The organism is Pseudacidovorax intermedius (genome assembly GCF_003350475.1).
GTDB classification, from domain to species: domain Bacteria; phylum Pseudomonadota; class Gammaproteobacteria; order Burkholderiales; family Burkholderiaceae_C; genus Xenophilus; species Xenophilus intermedius.
The window spans coordinates 133,729-149,635 of record NZ_QQAV01000002.1 but is presented as its reverse complement, the minus strand read 5'-3'; the positions used below and the strand labels follow the sequence as shown (position 1 = coordinate 149,635).

Here is a 15,907-nt window from a genome sequence, read left to right as displayed (position 1 = left end):
ACTGCAAGGGCCCCGCTTACTCACTGGTCGTCGTCTTGACGCGTGCGTCCGTCATTCACTTCTGCGCGGCGCCGCTGGAGGTAGGCGTCGCGGGAGAAGCTGTACGGGTCGAGTGCCGCGTCTTCCAGGAGACTGGTGGTCCGCAGCAACCGCGCGCGACGGTCCACCAGCCACAGGCCGGTCAGACTCCAGCGCACCGTCTTGTCGTCGATGGAGGGCACCGGGTCGCCCTGCCAGTCGATGGGCAGCGCGGCGGTGTCGCGCACGGTCGAAGGGCCCAGGAGCGGCAACATCAGGTACGGGCCGGACGGCACACCCCAGTAGCCCAGCGTCTGGCCGAAGTCCGCGCTGTGCCGTTCGATGCCGAGGTCGGAGGCCACGTCCAGGATGCCGCCCAACCCGAACACCGTGTTCACGTTCAGGCGCATGAAGGTCTCGGCACTGTTCTGCGCCTTCAATTGCAGGACGTTGTTGGCGAAGTTCCAGACGTCGCCCAGGTTGTTGAAGAAGTTCGTGACACCGCTTCGCACCATCGACGGCAACACGTCACGGTAGGTGGTGGCCACCGGCTTGAGCACCGCGTCGTCCAAGGCCTTGTTGAAGCGGAACATGCGGCGGTTGAAGGGCTCGAAGGGATCCGCGGGATTGCGCAGGTCGGCAGGCGCCGCGGTCGCGTCCTCAGTGGCCGGCGCGGCAGCCGGCTGCTGCGCCTGGGCCCACGCCAGGCCGCAGCCTGCGAGCGCCATGCCCAGGGCCACGGCGCGTACGCCGCGCCACGGGGCCGCAACGGGGGTTCTTCTCGTCGTCATTTCTTCGCACCCTCTCCGGTCTTGTTGTTGGCATCGCCGGAGGAGCTTCCGTCGGCCGCCTTGCTGTAGAGAAACTGGCTGATCAGGTTTTCGAGCACGACCGCGGACTGGGTCGACGAGATGGCGTCGCCGGCCTGCAGGTTCTTGTCGTCGGCCCCGGCCTCGATGCCGATGTACTGCTCGCCCAGCAGACCGCTGGTGAGGATCTTCAGCGAGCTGTCCTTGGGGAAGCGGTAGCGGTCCTGCAGCGCCAGCGTCACGCTGGCCTGAAAGGTCTTGTCGTCGAAGCCGATGGATTCCACGCGCCCCACCACCACGCCGGCGCTCTTGACCGCCGTTTGCGGCTTGAGCCCGCCGATGTTGTCGAAGCGGGCCGTGACCTTGTAGGTCTTCTGGAAATTCAGGCTGAGCAGGTTGGCCGATTGCAGGGCCAGGAAGAGCAGCGCCGCCGCGCCGATGAGCACGAACAGGCCAACCCAGAGATCGCTGCGGGAACGTTGCATTGGTTTACCTCAGAGGCTGAACATCATGGCGGTGAGGAGGAAGTCCAGCCCCAGCACTGCCAGCGAAGCCACCACCACCGTGCGCGTGGTGGCGCGGGAGACACCCTCGGGCGTCGGCTGGGCCTCGAAGCCCTGGAGCAGCGCGACGAAGCTGACGGTGAAGCCGAACACCACGCTCTTGACGATGCCGTTGCCGACATCCTGCAGGACATCCACCCCGCTTTGCATCTGCCCCCAGAAGGCGCCCGAATCCACGCCCAGCATGAGCACGCCCACCACCCAGCCACCAAGCACGCCTACGGCGCTGAACACGGCGGACAGCAGCGGCAGGGTGATCACGCCCGCCCAGAAGCGGGGCGCCAGCACCCGACGCACCGGATCGACCGCCATCATCTCCATGGCACTGAGCTGCTCGCCAGCCTTCATCAGGCCGACTTCGGCGGTGAGTGAGGTGCCGGCCCGGCCCGCGAAGAGCAGCGCCGCGACCACGGGCCCCAGCTCGCGCACCAGCGAGAGGGTGACCAACAGGCCCAGCGCCTCCGAGGCACCGTAGCGCTGCAGCGTGTAGTAGCCCTGCAGCCCCAGGACGAAACCCACGAACAGCCCCGAGACCGCGATGATCGCCAGCGAGTAGTTGCCCAGGAAGTGGATCTGGTCACGCACGAGGCCGAAACGACGCAGGCACGGCCCCAGGTCGGCCACCAGGCGCACGAACAGCCGGGCGCCATGGCCCAGATCCGCCAGCTTGCGCCGTGCGGCAAAGCCCACGTCGGAGGGATGCCACCACCTCATGGCCGGCCTCCCTGCATGTGGCCGAAATCCTCGTCGACCGTGGGACCGGGATAGTGGAAGCGCACCGGCCCCTCCGCTTCGGCGTTGACGAACTGGTGCACCAGCGGATCGGTGCTGGCCCGCACCTCATCCGGCGTGCCTTGTGCCGCAACCTTGCCGTTGGCAAGGATCACCACATGGTCGGCGATGCGGAAGGTCTCGTCGAGATCGTGGGAGACGATCACGCTCGTCAGCCCGAGCGCGTCGTTCAGCCGGCGGATGAGTCGGGCCGACGTGCCCAGCGAAATCGGATCGAGCCCGGCGAAGGGCTCGTCGTACATCACCAGCTCTGGGTCGAGCGCGATGGCCCGGGCCAGCGCCACGCGGCGCGCCATGCCGCCAGAGACTTCGCTGGGCATCAGCCCCCGGGCCCCGCGCAGGCCCACGGCGTCCAGCTTCATGAGCACGATGTCGCGCACCAGCGGCTCGGGCAGCTGGGTGTGCTCGCGCAGGGGAAAGGCCACGTTGTCGAACACCGTCATGTCGGTGAACAGCGCGCCGAACTGGAACAGCATACCCATGCGGCGCCGGGCGGCATAGAGCGCAGGAGGCCCCATGCGCCCCACGTCCTGGCCGTCGAAGCGCACCTCGCCGGCGTTGGCACGCACCTGTCCGCCGATCAGCCGCAGCACCGTCGTCTTGCCGCCGCCCGATGCGCCCATCAGCGCCGTCACGCGCCCCCGGGGCACGGAGAACGACACGCCATCGAGGATGGCGCGCTCGCCGTAGCCGAAGCGCACGTCACGAAACTCGACGAAAGGAGCGGAATGGACGGGGAACAAGGCCGGGAGGGAGGGTGGGAAGGACGGACAGTCTCAAGAAAACACAAAGCCGGGGCGCCTGTGCGGCATCCCGGCTTGGCGGCGGCCGATGATAAGGGAAAGCACGTAGGCCGGTTTTCGACCTTACGGCTGCCCTTTGGTTCAACGGGGCAGGTCGCTGAAACCCATCAGGAATTCGTCCACGGCCCTTGCCGCCTGGCGGCCTTCGCGGATCGCCCACACCACCAGCGACTGGCCGCGGCGCATGTCGCCAGCGGCGAACACCTTCGGCACGTTGGTGGCATAGCCGCCGTTGAAGTCGACGGTGGCCTTGGCGTTGCCGCGGGCATCCTTCTCGATGCCGAAGGCCTCCAGCACCGGCGAGACCGGGCTCACGAAGCCCATGGCCAGCAGCACCAGGTCGGCCTTGTGGATCTTCTCGGTGCCGGGCACTTCGACGAACTTGCCGTCCTTGAATTCCACCTGCGCCGTCTTCAGGCCGGTGACCTTGCCCTTCTCGCCGATGAATTCCTTGGTCGAGATGGCGAACTCGCGCTCGCAACCCTCCTCATGGCTGGAGGACGTGCGAAGCTTGTACGGCCAGTAGGGCCAGACCAGCGGCTTGTTCTCCGATTCGGGTGGCATGGGCATCAGCTCGAACTGGGTCACGCTGGCCGCACCGTGGCGGTTGCTGGTGCCCACGCAGTCGGAGCCGGTGTCGCCACCGCCGATCACGATGACGTGCTTGCCGTCGGCCCGCAGTTGGCCCTTGACCTTGTCGCCGGCGTTCACGCGGTTCTGCTGCGGCAGGAATTCCATCGCGAAATGGATGCCGTCCAGGTCGCGGCCGGGCGCTGGCAGGTCGCGCGACTGCTCGGCACCGCCGGTCAGCAGCACGGCGTCGAACTCGGCCTGCAGCTGCTCGGGGGTGACGGTTTCCTTGGCCAAGTTGGTGACCTTGGAGCCCTTGCCCAGCGCGTCCTTGGCGGCGCCGACGACCACGCCGGTGCGGAAGACCACGCCTTCGGCCTTCATCTGCTCGACGCGGCGGTCGATGTGCGACTTCTCCATCTTGAAGTCGGGGATGCCGTAGCGCAGCAGGCCGCCGACACGGTCGTTCTTCTCGAACAGCGTGACGTCGTGGCCGGCGCGGGCCAGTTGCTGGGCCGCGGCCAGGCCGGCGGGGCCGGCGCCGACGACGGCGACCTTCTTGCCGGTCTTGTGCTTGGCCGGGCGGGGCTTGACCCAGCCCTCGGCCCAGGCGCGGTCGATGATCGCGTGCTCCAGGGACTTGATGCCGACCGCGTCGTCGTTCACGTTCAGCACGCAGGCCGCCTCGCAGGGCGCGGGGCAGATGCGGCCGGTGAACTCGGGGAAGTTGTTGGTCGAATCCAGCACCGCGAAGGCGTTCTTCCAGTCCTGGCGGTACACCAGGTCGTTGAAGTCCGGAATGATGTTGTTGACCGGGCAGCCGTTGTTGCAGAAGGGCGTGCCGCAGTCCATGCAGCGCGCGCCCTGCACCTTGGCCTGCTCGTCATCGAGCGCGACGACGAATTCCTTGTAGTGCTTCAGACGTTCATCGACCGGGCGGTAGCCCTCCTCGAGCCGCTCGAATTCCATGAAGCCGGTGACTTTTCCCATCGTGTGTTCCTCGTTCTGGTTCGTGGCGCGGCGGCTCAGCCGGCTGCGGCGGCGGAGACGGCATGCGGCTCCAGGCCGGCCTTGGCATCGTTGCCGGTGCTGGCCAGCATCATCCTGCGGTCGTGGATCTCGCCCAGGGCGCGCTTGTATTCGTTCGGGAAGACCTTCACGAACTTCGTACGCGACAGGGCCCAGTCGTCCAGCAGGTCGCGGGCGCGCTTGCTGCCGGTCCAGCGGTGGTGCTCTTCGAGCAGCCTGCGCAGCTGGGCCTCGTCGGTCTGGGCGTTGTGCCAGAACTTGCGGTCGACGCCGGCGGTCTGCTCGCCGGTGGTCAGCACCTTCTCGAGCGTGACCATGGCCATGTTGCAGCGCGAGGCGAACTGGCCGTCCTCGTCGTAGACGAAGGCGACGCCGCCGCTCATGCCGGCTGCGAAGTTGCGGCCCGTCTTGCCCAGCACGACCACCGTGCCGCCGGTCATGTATTCGCAGCCGTGGTCACCCGTGCCCTCAACCACCGCGGTGGCGCCCGACAGGCGCACCGCGAAGCGCTCGCCCGCCACGCCGGCCAGGAAGGCCTCGCCCGTGGTGGCGCCGTACAGCGCCGTGTTGCCCACGATGATGTTGCGTGCCGCCTCGCCGCGGAAGTCCAGGCTGGGGCGCACCACCACGCGGCCGCCCGACAGGCCCTTGCCGGTGTAGTCGTTGGCCTCGCCGATCAGGTACAGCGTGATGCCGCGCGCCAGGAAGGCGCCGAAGGACTGGCCGCCCGTGCCTTCCAGCTGGATGCGGATCGAGTCGTCGGGCAGGCCTTCCGGATGCACCTTGGTCAGCGCGCCGGAGAGCATGGCGCCCACCGAGCGGTTGACGTTGCGCACCGTCTCGATGAACTGCACCTTCTCGCCACGATCGATGGCCGGGCGCGACTTCTCGATCAGCTTGTTGTCCAGGCTCTTCTCGAGGCCGTGGTCCTGGCTGTCGACATGCAGGCGCGGCACTTCGGCCGGCACCTGGGGCTGCGCGAACAGGCGGCTGAAGTCGAGGCCGCGGGCCTTCCAGTGGGCGATGCCCTTGCGCATGTCGAGCAGGTCGGCGCGGCCGATCAGTTCGTCGAACTTGCGCACGCCCAGCTGGGCCATGATCTGGCGCACTTCCTCGGCGACGAAGAAGAAGTAGTTGACGACATGCTCGGGCTTGCCGGCGAACTTCTGGCGCAGCACCGGGTCCTGCGTGGCCACGCCCACCGGGCAGGTGTTCAGGTGGCACTTGCGCATCATGATGCAGCCCTCGACCACCAGTGGCGCGGTGGCGAAGCCGAATTCGTCGGCGCCCAGCAGCGCGCCGATGACGACGTCGCGGCCGGTCTTCATCTGGCCGTCGGCCTGCACGCGGATGCGGCCACGCAGGCGGTTGAGCACCAGCGTCTGCTGGGTCTCGGCCAGGCCGATTTCCCACGGGCTGCCGGCATGCTTGATGGACGACCAGGGCGAGGCGCCCGTGCCGCCGTCATGGCCAGCGATCACGACGTGGTCGCTCTTGCACTTGGCCACGCCGGCCGCGATGGTGCCCACGCCCACCTCAGACACCAGCTTGACGCTGATGGAGGCATGCGGCGCCACGTTCTTCAGGTCGTGGATCAGCTGGGCCAGATCCTCGATGGAGTAGATGTCGTGGTGCGGCGGCGGGCTGATCAGGCCCACGCCGGGCACCGAATAGCGCTGCTTGCCGATGTACTCGGTGACCTTCCCGCCGGGCAGCTGGCCGCCTTCGCCGGGCTTGGCGCCCTGGGCCATCTTGATCTGGATCTGGTCGGACGAGGACAGGTACTCGGCCGTCACACCGAAGCGGCCCGAGGCCACCTGCTTGATGCGCGAGCGCAGCGAATCGCCTTCCTTGAGCGGGAGGTCGACCTCGACGTTCTGCGCGCCGATCTCGCTCTTGAGCGTGGCGCCCTGCTTGATCGGAATGCCCTTGAGCTCGTTGCGGTAGCGGGCCGGATCTTCGCCGCCTTCACCGGTGTTGCTCTTGCCGCCAATGCGGTTCATGGCGATGGCCAGCGTCGAGTGGGCCTCGGTGCTGATCGAGCCCAGCGACATGGCGCCGGTGGCGAAGCGCTTGACGATCTCGGCCGCGGACTCCACCTCGTCGACGGGGATGGCCTTGGCGGTGTCGAACTTGAACTCGAACAGGCCGCGCAGCGTGAGGTGACGGCGGCTCTGGTCGTTGATGATCTGCGCGTATTCCTTGTAGGTGTTGAAGTTGTTCGCGCGGGTGGAATGCTGCAGCTTGGCGATGGCGTCGGGCGTCCACATGTGGTCCTCGCCGCGGGTGCGCCAGGCATATTCGCCGCCGGCATCCAGCATCGACTCCAGCACGGGATCGTCGCCGAAGGCGGCCTTGTGCATGCGGATGGCTTCCTGCGCGATCTCGAACACGCCAATGCCTTCCACGCGGCTGGCGGTGCCGGTGAAGTACTTGTTCACCGTCTCGGTGTTCAGGCCGATGGCCTCGAACAGCTGGGCGCCGCAGTAGCTCATGTACGTGCTCACGCCCATCTTGGACATGATCTTGGACAGGCCCTTGCCGATCGCCTTGACGTAGTTGTAGATGGCCTTCTCGGCCGACAGGTCGACCGGCAGGTCCTGGTGCATCGCAGCCAGGGTCTCCATGGCCAGGTACGGGTGCACGGCCTCGGCGCCGTAGCCGGCCAGCACGGCGAAGTGGTGCACCTCGCGGGCCGACCCGGTTTCCACCACCAGGCCGGCGCTGGTGCGCACGCCTTCGCGGATCAGGTGCTGGTGGATGGCCGACAGGGCCAGCACCGCCGGGATCGGCAGCTGTGTGGCGGCCACTGCGCGGTCGCTCACGATCAGGATGTTGTGGCCGCCCTTGATGGCGTCCACCGCCTCGGCGCACAGCGAGGCCAGCTTGGCTTCCACGCCCTCCTCGCCCCAGGCGAGCGGGTAGGTGATGTCCAGCGTGTAGCTCTTGAACTTGCCCTGCGTGAAGGTGCCGATGTCGCGCAGCTTGGCCATGTCGTTGAAGTCGAGCACGGGCTGGCTCACTTCGAGGCGCATGGGCGGGTTGACCTGGTTGATGTCCAGCAGGTTGGGCTTGGGGCCCACGAAGCTGACCAGCGACATGACGATGGCCTCGCGGATCGGGTCGATCGGCGGGTTGGTCACCTGGGCGAACAGCTGCTTGAAGTAGTTGTACAGCGGCTTGTTCTTGCTGGAGAGCACGGCCAGCGGGCTGTCGTTGCCCATGGAGCCGATGCCCTCCTCGCCGGCGACGGCCATCGGGCTCATCAGGAACTTGATGTCTTCCTGCGTGTAGCCGAAGGCCTGCTGGCGGTCCAGCAGCGACACGGGGCTGGCCGGAGCCTCGCCCGCGCCCTCGACGTCGTCGAGCTTGATGCGCAGGTTCTCGATCCACTGCTTGTAGGGCTTGCTGTGGGCGAGGGTGGCCTTGACCTCCTCGTCGTCGATCATGCGGCCCTGGTCGAGGTCGATCAGGAACATCTTGCCGGGCTGCAGGCGCCACTTGCGGATGATCTTGGCCTCGGGGATCGGCAGCACGCCGGCCTCGGAGCCCATGATGACCATGTCGTCGTCGGTCACGCAGTAGCGCGCGGGGCGCAGGCCGTTGCGGTCCAGCGTGGCGCCGATCTGCTTGCCGTCAGTGAACACCACGGCGGCCGGACCGTCCCACGGCTCCAGCATGGCGGCGTGGTATTCATAGAAGGCGCGGCGGCGCGGATCCATGGTGGCGTGCTGCTCCCAGGGCTCCGGGATCATCATCATCACGGCCTGGCTGATCGGGTAGCCGGCCATCGTCAGCAGTTCGAGGCAGTTGTCGAAGGTGGCGGTGTCGGACTGGCCGGCGAAGCTGATCGGGTAGAGCTTGGCCAGGTCGGCGCCCAGCACGGGCGAGCTCATCACGCCTTCGCGGGCGCGCATCCAGTTGTAGTTGCCCTTGACCGTGTTGATCTCGCCGTTGTGGGCGACGTAGCGGTAGGGGTGGGCCAGCGGCCACTCGGGGAAGGTGTTGGTCGAGAAGCGCTGGTGCACCAGGCCGATGGCCGAGATGCAACGCGCGTCCTGCAGGTCCAGGTAGTAGGTGCCCACCTGGTCGGCCAGCAGCAGGCCCTTGTAGACCACGGTGCGGCTGCTCATGCTCGGAACGTAGTATTCCTTGCTGTGCTTGAGCTTGAGCGCCTGGATGTTGGCGCTGGCCGTCTTGCGGATGACGTAGAGCTTGCGTTCCAGCGCGTCCTGAACGATCACGTCCGCGCCGCGGCCGATGAAGACCTGGCGCATCACCGGCTCCTTGTCGCGCACGGTGGGCGACATGGGCATCTCGCGGTTGACCGGCACGTCGCGCCAGCCCAGCAGCACCTGGCCTTCGGCCTTGATGGCGCGCTCCATCTCCTGTTCGCAGGCCAGTCGCGAGGCATGCTCCTTGGGCAGGAAGATCATGCCGACGCCATACTCGCCGGCCGGCGGCAGGGCGACGCCCTGCTTGGCCATCTCTTCGCGGTAGAGCGCGTCCGGGATCTGGATCAGGATGCCCGCGCCGTCGCCCATGAGCTTGTCGGCACCGACGGCGCCGCGGTGGTCGATGTTCTCGAGGATCTTCAGCGCCTGGGTGACGATGTCGTGGCGCTTCTCACCCTTGATGTGGGCCACGAAGCCCACGCCGCAGGCGTCGTGCTCGTTGGCGGTGACGTACAGGCCTTTTTGTTGGAGGTGTTCGATTTCTGCTGCCAGGGTCATGGCACGCTCCTCGGAGATATCGTGGGGAATGCGGGGAGCATAGGGACTTGCACGAAGAATGCCAAACGTTTTAATTGGGGTCAGACTCCTTTTTTGCGTCAGCCATTTCTTACCGCTTCAGAATTAGGGACAGATCAAGATCAACGCGGAGTAACCGATCTTACGGCCGCTTGCGAGGCATCAGCCCCCGGGAAGACTGGGATCTTTCGGCTTACGCCCTGCACGCCCGACCGCCAATCGGCGCGTCGTATCGGCCTGCAACTGCTGGACGAAGGCAGCCTCGCCCGCCGCCCATCCCTTGCGGGTGGCCTCCGTCAGGATGAGCTGTTCAGCGCGCGTCGGCCCCACATGCACCATTTCGGCGTACGCGGCCTCGCGCGCGAAGGGCGTGTTGCCCAGCGCCCAGTACAGCGCATGGGGCGTGAGGAAGCGATCGGTGCGCAGCCCCGCGTAGTGGCCATGGCTGGACCACGCATAGTCCCGCGCCTGCTCCACCAGGCCCGCCCGCACCGGATGCAGGTCGATGTAGGCCATGCAGGGCAGGAAGTAGCGCTCGGCCTGCAGCACCGTGCCGCGGTAGCGGCCCTCCCACAGCGTGCCGCGCCGTCCGTGACGGTCGTTGAAGTGGCGCACATAGTGGCGTCCCACGGCCTGCATCCACAGCGAGAGCGCCTCGGCTGTCGGCGGCGTCGCAAGGACGTGGAAATGGTCCTCCAGGATCACGTAGGCGTGCAGGGCCACGCCCGTGCGCTGGGCCTGCTCGCCCAGCGTGTCCAGCAGCATCTGCCGGTCGGCGGTGTCGACCACCACCGCCTGGTCGTTGTTGCCGCGCTGGATCAGGTGGTGCGGATGGCCGGCCAGCGCCAGCCTGGGCTGCCTGGCCATGTTCAGGCCTCGTGCACGGCCTCGGTCGCCGACGCCGCGAGCGGCAGTGCCGGAAAGCGGCGCCCGGCCAGTGCGTCCAGACCGAACTCGGCCAACAGCGCCCGCAGTCGCTGGGCGGCGCTGGCCTTGCGATGGCCCGTGCGGCGCGCCAGGATCAGCTCGTTCTTCATGCTGTGCTCCCAGCCGACCAGTTCGGTCACCGTCACCTGGTAGCCACAGGCTTCCAGGTACAGGCAGCGCAGCACATTGGTGAGCTGGCTGCCGATCTCGCGCGTGTGCAGCGGATGCCGCCACAGCTCGGCCAGCGGCGTGCGCGCCAGCGACAGCGCCTTGTTCTGCCGCAGGCTGGCCGCCACCTCGGCCTGGCAGCAGGGCACCAGCACCATGAAGCGCGCCTGCTTGGCCAGGCCGAAGGCGATGGCGTCGTCGGTGGCGGTGTCGCAGGCATGCAGCGCGGTGACCATGTCGATCTGCGCCGGCAGCTCGGTGGCGGTGGCCGATTCGGCCACCGACAGGGCCAGGAAATGCATGCGCGCGAAGCCCAGCCGGTCGGCCAGCGCCCGCGAGCGCTCGACCAGCTCGGCCCGGGTCTCGATGCCGTAGATGTGTCCGCCGCCTCGGGCCTTGAAGAACAGGTCGTGCAGGATGAAGCCCAGGTAGGACTTGCCGGCACCATGGTCCGCCACGGTCGCGGCAGCGCCCTCCTCCGGCAGCTCCAGCAGCAGCTTCTCGATGAACTGGTAGAGGTGGTAGACCTGCTTGAGCTTGCGCCGGGAGTCCTGGTTGAGGCGACCCTCGCGCGTCAGGATGTGCAGCTCCTTGAGCAGCTCGACCGACTGGCCGGGCCGCAGCTCCTCGGCCAGCGCCGCGTCTGCCGCGGCGGTCGCGCCCGCGCGCTGCCCCTTGTCTGCCTGGCGCTTCATGGCCGGCCCCCTGCCCCAGCACCCACGTCCAAGGCTGCCCAGCCCGTTGCCCCCAGGGCTTCGAGCGTGTCGATGTTGCGCTCGAAGATGTCCGCCGCGTCCGGAAAGGCCTCGACCGCGCGGTCGATGCTGGCTTCGCGCAGCAGGTGCAGCGTGGGATGGGGCGAGCGATTGCTGAAGTTGCCCAGCGCGCCCTCGTCCTCCCCGGCGAACTGGAAGCGCGGATGGAAGCTGGCCAGCTGAAGCTCGCCCTCGTGCCCGGCGCGGCGCATCAGGCGCTCGCAGCGGCCGGTGAAATCGTGGAAGTCGTAGAAGTCGTGCAAGGCGTCGGGGACGATCAGCAGGGTGGTGTCACGGAGGTCGGCGGGTGTCTCGCGCAGCGCCTGGGCCTCGGCCAGCAGGCGCTCGGCGAGGAGGTCCAGGTCGTCGCCGGCATGGACGGCGTAGTGGACCTGGCCCTTGGCCTGCACGGCCTTGGCAAAGGGGCACAGCTGCAGGCCGATGACCGCCCGGTCGACCCAGCGGCGCGTGTCGGCGATGGCCTGCGTGGCATCGATGGTCATGAAGAATTCCTTGGGTGTGCAGGAGCCGCGGCGGGCCCGGCGTCCGCCGATTGTCCCGTCCTTCTCAATCGCCAGCCTGCGTGCGACGCCCCAGCCAGCGGGCCATCTGCATGCCGGCCAGCGAACAGCCGAGCGCGAACACCCAGGTCCAGTGCCAGCCTCCGACGCGCTGGGCCAGCCAACCCACCACGGGCGGCGCCAGGAACTGGCCAAGCGACGAGGCCTGCTGCATCAGCCCCACCGTGGTGGAGGCCGCCTGCGGCACCACGCGCCCCGCCAGCAGGAAGAGCGTGGCGGGCACCATGCCGCCCGCCAGCGAGAACACGCAGACGGCAAGGTAGCGGACGGGCATGGGCAGCGCCCAGACCTGATCGCCGCTGCCGATCTGGGCGAAGGCCAGAGCAGCCATCAGCGCCATCACCAGAAAACCGCGCATCAGCAGGCGTTGCGGCGCGTGCCCGCGCTGCAGCAGGCGGCCGCCGCTCACGTTGCCGACGATGTTGACGGCGGCCGCCACCGCGGTGAGCAGCGCCGTCCAGGCTGCCGGCATGCCGGCCGACGCGTAGATGGTCGGCAGGAAACCGATCACGGCCATCCACTGCGCCGCATAGACGCAGAAGGCGCCCGCCACCAGCCAGGCGCCCGGCTCGCGCAGCGTCAGGCCCAGGCGCGACGACCAGCCAGCGCCAGCGGGTGCGGTGCGCCCCCCATCGGCCGGCACGGCATGGATCAGCCCCAGCATGGCCATGGCGGACACCAGCGCGGCGCCCTGCCACCAGCCCGTCCAGCCCGCGACGTGCAGGAACACGGGCCCCGCCAGCAACGCGAGCGACACCCCCAGGGGCATGTAGGCGCCCCACCAGCCCAGCGCCGCCTTCTCGGTGCCCGGCACCGCCAGCCGCCGCACCAGCGCCGGCCCGGGCATCACCGCCAGCAGAAAGCCCGCCCCTTCCACCACGCGCAGCGCGAGCATGGCCCCGAAGCCGATGCCCATCTGCCCCCACGCACCTGCCGCGGCCGATGCGCCGGTGAGCAGCCCCAGTCCGATGAGCATGCAGCGCCGCGCGCCCAGGCCGTCGGCCAGCACGCCCGCCAGCAGGCCGAATCCCATGCCCGCGAACTGCAGCACCGACAGCAGGAAGCCGGCTTGCACCAGCGACAGCCCCAGTTCGTCGTGCAACGCCGGCAACGCAGGCGGCAGCTTGCCCAGATGGATGGCGGCGCTCACCCCCCCGAAGACCACGAAGAACGCGGCGTGGCGGGACACGGGCGCGGCCGTGCTCATTCGTCCGTCCACGGCCGGCCCGTCAGCCGCTCGTGTTCACGCACGGCGAAGCGATCGGTCATGCCAGCGATGTAGTCGGCCACGGCACGGTGGCGGTCGGGTCGCTGCGCGTGCCGTTCGGGCAGGCTCAGGTCGCCCTGCACATAGGCCGCGAACAGGTCGCGCACCACGTCCTGCGCCCGCCCCGTCGTGCGGGTGACCTGCGGATGGCGGTACAGGTTGGCAAAGAGAAAACGCTTGAGTGCCACCGACTGGCCGCGCATGTCCTCGCTGAAGCGCACCAGGGGCGGCAGCCGGCGCACCGCCTCGGCGTCCTGCGGATCGGCCTGCGCGAGCGCGGCGCGCGTGGTGTCGATCAGGTCGTAGACCTGTTCGCTCAGCATGCGGCGGATGGCCTCGTAGAGCAGGCGGCGATCGTCCAGCGCCGGGTGCTCGGCCAGCGTCTGGCGGCGGTGGCGCTCGAACAGCGGCACCTCCTGCAGCGCCTCCAGCCGCAACAGTCCCGAGCGCACGCCATCGTCGATGTCGTGGGCGTTGTAGGCGATCTCGTCGGCCAGGTTGGTGAGCTGCGCCTCGAGGCCGGGCTGCGTGCCATCGAGGAAACGCCGTGCGATGCCGCCCGGCTCCTGCGTCTCCAGCCGCTCGGCATTGGCGCGCGAGCAGTGCTTGAGGATGCCCTCGCGCGTCTCGAAGCAGAGGTTCAGGCCGTCGAAGCCGGGGTAGCGGTGCTCCAGCGCGTCGACCACGCGAAGGCTCTGCAGGTTGTGCTCGAAGCCGCCGTGCTCGGCCATGCAGCCGTTGAGCGCATCCTGCCCGGCATGGCCGAACGGCGTGTGGCCCAGGTCGTGCGCCAGGGCGATGGCCTCGACCAGATCCTCGTTGAGCCCCAGGGATCGCGCCACCGAGCGGCCGAGTTGCGCCACCTCCAGCGAATGCGTGAGCCGGGTGCGGAACAGGTCGCCCTCGTGGTTGAGGAAGACCTGCGTCTTGTAGACCAGCCGGCGGAAGGCCGTCGAATGGACGATGCGGTCGCGGTCGCGCTGGAAGTCGTCGCGCGTGGGCGCGGGCGGCTCGGCGAAGCGGCGTCCGCGGCTGCGGGCGGGGTCGCTGGCCCAGGCCGGCGCGCTCATCGCCCCGCCTTGCCGGCGCGCACGCTCAGGCTGCCACGCATTCGGACAACACCTCGCGCACCAGGGCATCGGGCGCCGGGCGCATCAGGGCGCTGCCCGGCCGGTCGATGACCACGAAGCGGATCTCGCCGGCCTCGGCCTTCTTGTCCACGCGCATCAGGTCGAGGTAGCGCTGCGCGCCCAGCGCCGGCGCAACGACCGGCAGGCCGGCGCGGCGCACCAGCGCGGTCAGCCGCTCGACGAAGGCGGCATCGACGCCGCCCAGCTTCTGCGACAGACGCGCCGCCATCACCAGGCCGCAGCCCACGGCCTCGCCATGCAGCCACTCGCCATAGCCCAGGCCGGATTCGATGGCATGGCCGAAGGTGTGGCCGAAGTTGAGGATGGCGCGCAGGCCCGACTCGCGCTCGTCCTGGCCCACCACGGCCGCCTTGATCTCGCAACTGCGGCGCACCGCATGGGCCAGGGCGGCGGGTTCGCGCGCCACCAGCGCGGCGATGTTCGCCTCGATCCAGTCGAAGAAGGCCATGTCGTAGATGGGCCCGTACTTGATGATCTCGGCCAGCCCCGCGGACACCTCGCGCGGCGGCAGCGTGCGCAGGGTGGACAGGTCGCATACCACCAGCTGCGGCTGGTAGAAGGCGCCGATCATGTTCTTGCCCAGTGGATGGTTGATGGCCGTCTTGCCGCCCACGGAGGAATCGACCTGTGCCAGCAGCGTGGTCGGCACCTGCACGAAAGGCACGCCGCGCATGTAGCAGGCGGAGGCGAAGCCGGTCATGTCGCCCACCACGCCCCCGCCGAGCGCGAACAGCACCGTGCGGCGGTCGCAACGGGCGGCCAGCAGCGCGTCGAAGATGGTCTGCAGCGTCTCCCAGTTCTTGTGCGACTCGCCATCGGGCAGTTCAACCACGCGCACCGCGGCGAAGCGGTCGCAGAGAGTCTCGCGCAGTTGCTGCGCATAGAGCGGCGCGACGGTGGTGTTGGTCACGATCACGGCGGCCGATGCCGCCGGCAGCGTGGCGTAGGTGGCGGTCTCGGCCAGCAGGCCGGCGCCGATCAGGATGGGGTAGCTGCGCTCGCCAAGGTCGATGCGGACTTGCTCGACGGCCGGCGCAAGGGATGGGGTAGCGGCCATGCCCCGAGTTTAGAGGGCGGCCTCTGTCCTTCAGCCTTCGGAGGCTGCTTGCAGCTGCCGCTGGACGTCCGTCACGACAGCGCCGACGGAGGCACGGCCGGTCTCGACGACGGCATGGGCCACCTCACGGTAGAGCCCGTCGCGCGACGCATAGAGCTCGCGCAGGCGGGCCAGCGGATCGGCCACCTGCAGCAGCGGTCGCTTGGTGTCGTGGCGCAGGCGGCGGTACAGGTCCTCAGGCGCCGCGTGCAGGTAGACGACGCGGAAGGACTGTTGCAGGCAGGCGCGATTGGCCGGCCGGATGACGATGCCGCCCCCCGTGGCCACCACGCCGGCGCCCTGCTCGCCCAGCTCGGCGAGCACCTGTTCCTCGAGCTGACGGAAGGCGGCCTCGCCCTCGCGTTCGAAGTACTCGCGGATGGAGCAGCCGATGCGCTGCTCGATGACCACGTCGCTGTCGGCAAAGGCACGCTGCAGGCGGCGGCCGAGTTCCTTGCCCACCGCCGACTTGCCGGCGCCGGGCATGCCGACCAGGGCGATGGATTGGGAGGAAGACACGGAAGCCGAAGATGCGCAGGAGCCTGGTGGCCCCTGCAGGATGCGAAAACGCGCGGCAGTGTATCAGCGGCTTTGCCGGGCGCTTCGGCCCGGCAAAGCCTCGGCCGA

At 68.7% G+C, this 15,907-nt stretch carries 13 protein-coding genes; all 13 read right to left on the bottom strand.

Features of this window, described 5'->3' with window-relative positions; translation table 11 throughout:
• Positions 1-20 precede the first annotated feature (20 nt).
• Positions 21-809: an MlaA family lipoprotein gene (locus tag DFR41_RS07315; protein WP_043115074.1), complete on the bottom strand. Its 789-nt coding sequence runs from the start codon at positions 807-809 to the stop codon at positions 21-23.
• A complete protein-coding gene (gene mlaD / locus DFR41_RS07310; protein ID WP_017759874.1) occupies positions 806-1,312 on the bottom strand; it encodes an outer membrane lipid asymmetry maintenance protein MlaD in 507 nt (168 codons plus the stop codon). Before mlaD ends, DFR41_RS07315 begins: the two co-directional genes overlap by 4 nt.
• A gap of 9 nt (positions 1,313-1,321) precedes the next feature.
• Complete coding sequence (mlaE, locus tag DFR41_RS07305; RefSeq protein WP_043115075.1) at positions 1,322-2,104, bottom strand: lipid asymmetry maintenance ABC transporter permease subunit MlaE; 783 nt, start codon at positions 2,102-2,104, stop codon at positions 1,322-1,324.
• The gene (locus tag DFR41_RS07300; protein ID WP_017759872.1) at positions 2,101-2,925 is read right to left on the bottom strand and encodes an ABC transporter ATP-binding protein; all 825 of its coding nucleotides are present in this window, start codon (positions 2,923-2,925) and stop codon (positions 2,101-2,103) included. Before DFR41_RS07300 ends, mlaE begins: the two co-directional genes overlap by 4 nt.
• 141 nt (positions 2,926-3,066) lie before the next feature.
• Complete coding sequence (locus tag DFR41_RS07295; protein WP_017759871.1) at positions 3,067-4,545, bottom strand: glutamate synthase subunit beta; 1,479 nt, start codon at positions 4,543-4,545, stop codon at positions 3,067-3,069.
• Positions 4,546-4,580: 35 nt separating this feature from the next.
• On the bottom strand, positions 4,581-9,317 hold the full coding sequence (locus DFR41_RS07290) for a glutamate synthase-related protein (RefSeq protein ID WP_017759870.1): 4,737 nt from the start codon (positions 9,315-9,317) through the stop codon (positions 4,581-4,583).
• A 180-nt stretch (positions 9,318-9,497) separates the two neighbouring features.
• Positions 9,498-10,202 carry a transposase gene (locus DFR41_RS07285; RefSeq protein WP_017759869.1) on the bottom strand — a complete coding sequence of 235 codons (705 nt, stop codon included), beginning with the start codon at positions 10,200-10,202 and terminating at the stop codon, positions 9,498-9,500.
• 2 nt (positions 10,203-10,204) lie between these two features.
• Positions 10,205-11,125: a class I SAM-dependent methyltransferase gene (locus DFR41_RS07280; RefSeq protein WP_114802291.1), complete on the bottom strand. Its 921-nt coding sequence runs from the start codon at positions 11,123-11,125 to the stop codon at positions 10,205-10,207.
• On the bottom strand, positions 11,122-11,688 hold the full coding sequence (locus DFR41_RS07275) for a DUF1415 domain-containing protein (RefSeq protein ID WP_114802290.1): 567 nt from the start codon (positions 11,686-11,688) through the stop codon (positions 11,122-11,124). Before DFR41_RS07275 ends, DFR41_RS07280 begins: the two co-directional genes overlap by 4 nt.
• 64 nt (positions 11,689-11,752) lie before the next feature.
• Positions 11,753-12,955, bottom strand: coding sequence for an MFS transporter (locus DFR41_RS07270; protein ID WP_342354297.1), 1,203 nt, complete (start codon positions 12,953-12,955; stop codon positions 11,753-11,755).
• Between the two features lie 14 nt (positions 12,956-12,969).
• A complete protein-coding gene (locus DFR41_RS07265) occupies positions 12,970-14,103 on the bottom strand; it encodes a deoxyguanosinetriphosphate triphosphohydrolase (RefSeq protein ID WP_114802288.1) in 1,134 nt (377 codons plus the stop codon).
• A 25-nt stretch (positions 14,104-14,128) separates the two neighbouring features.
• Positions 14,129-15,241 (bottom strand): 3-dehydroquinate synthase, encoded by a 1,113-nt coding sequence (aroB, locus tag DFR41_RS07260; RefSeq protein WP_114802287.1) that lies wholly within the window; start codon positions 15,239-15,241, stop codon positions 14,129-14,131.
• A 30-nt stretch (positions 15,242-15,271) separates the two neighbouring features.
• Positions 15,272-15,799 carry a shikimate kinase gene (locus DFR41_RS07255; protein WP_269214516.1) on the bottom strand — a complete coding sequence of 176 codons (528 nt, stop codon included), beginning with the start codon at positions 15,797-15,799 and terminating at the stop codon, positions 15,272-15,274.
• Between the last annotated feature and the right edge of the window lie 108 nt (positions 15,800-15,907).

Excerpts from the sequence above, each read along its gene's own strand:
- DFR41_RS07315 (WP_043115074.1), bottom strand. The coding sequence starts at position 809 with ATGACGACGAGAAGAACCCCCGTTGCGGCCCCGTGGCGCGGCGTACGC.
- mlaD (WP_017759874.1), bottom strand. The coding sequence starts at position 1,312 with ATGCAACGTTCCCGCAGCGATCTCTGGGTTGGCCTGTTCGTGCTCATC.
- mlaE (WP_043115075.1), bottom strand. The coding sequence starts at position 2,104 with ATGAGGTGGTGGCATCCCTCCGACGTGGGCTTTGCCGCACGGCGCAAG.
- DFR41_RS07295 (WP_017759871.1), bottom strand. The coding sequence starts at position 4,545 with ATGGGAAAAGTCACCGGCTTCATGGAATTCGAGCGGCTCGAGGAGGGC.
- DFR41_RS07290 (WP_017759870.1), bottom strand. The coding sequence starts at position 9,317 with ATGACCCTGGCAGCAGAAATCGAACACCTCCAACAAAAAGGCCTGTAC.
- DFR41_RS07285 (WP_017759869.1), bottom strand. The coding sequence starts at position 10,202 with ATGGCCAGGCAGCCCAGGCTGGCGCTGGCCGGCCATCCGCACCACCTG.
- DFR41_RS07280 (WP_114802291.1), bottom strand. The coding sequence starts at position 11,125 with ATGAAGCGCCAGGCAGACAAGGGGCAGCGCGCGGGCGCGACCGCCGCG.
- DFR41_RS07275 (WP_114802290.1), bottom strand. The coding sequence starts at position 11,688 with ATGACCATCGATGCCACGCAGGCCATCGCCGACACGCGCCGCTGGGTC.
- DFR41_RS07265 (WP_114802288.1), bottom strand. The coding sequence starts at position 14,103 with ATGAGCGCGCCGGCCTGGGCCAGCGACCCCGCCCGCAGCCGCGGACGC.
- aroB (WP_114802287.1), bottom strand. The coding sequence starts at position 15,241 with ATGGCCGCTACCCCATCCCTTGCGCCGGCCGTCGAGCAAGTCCGCATC.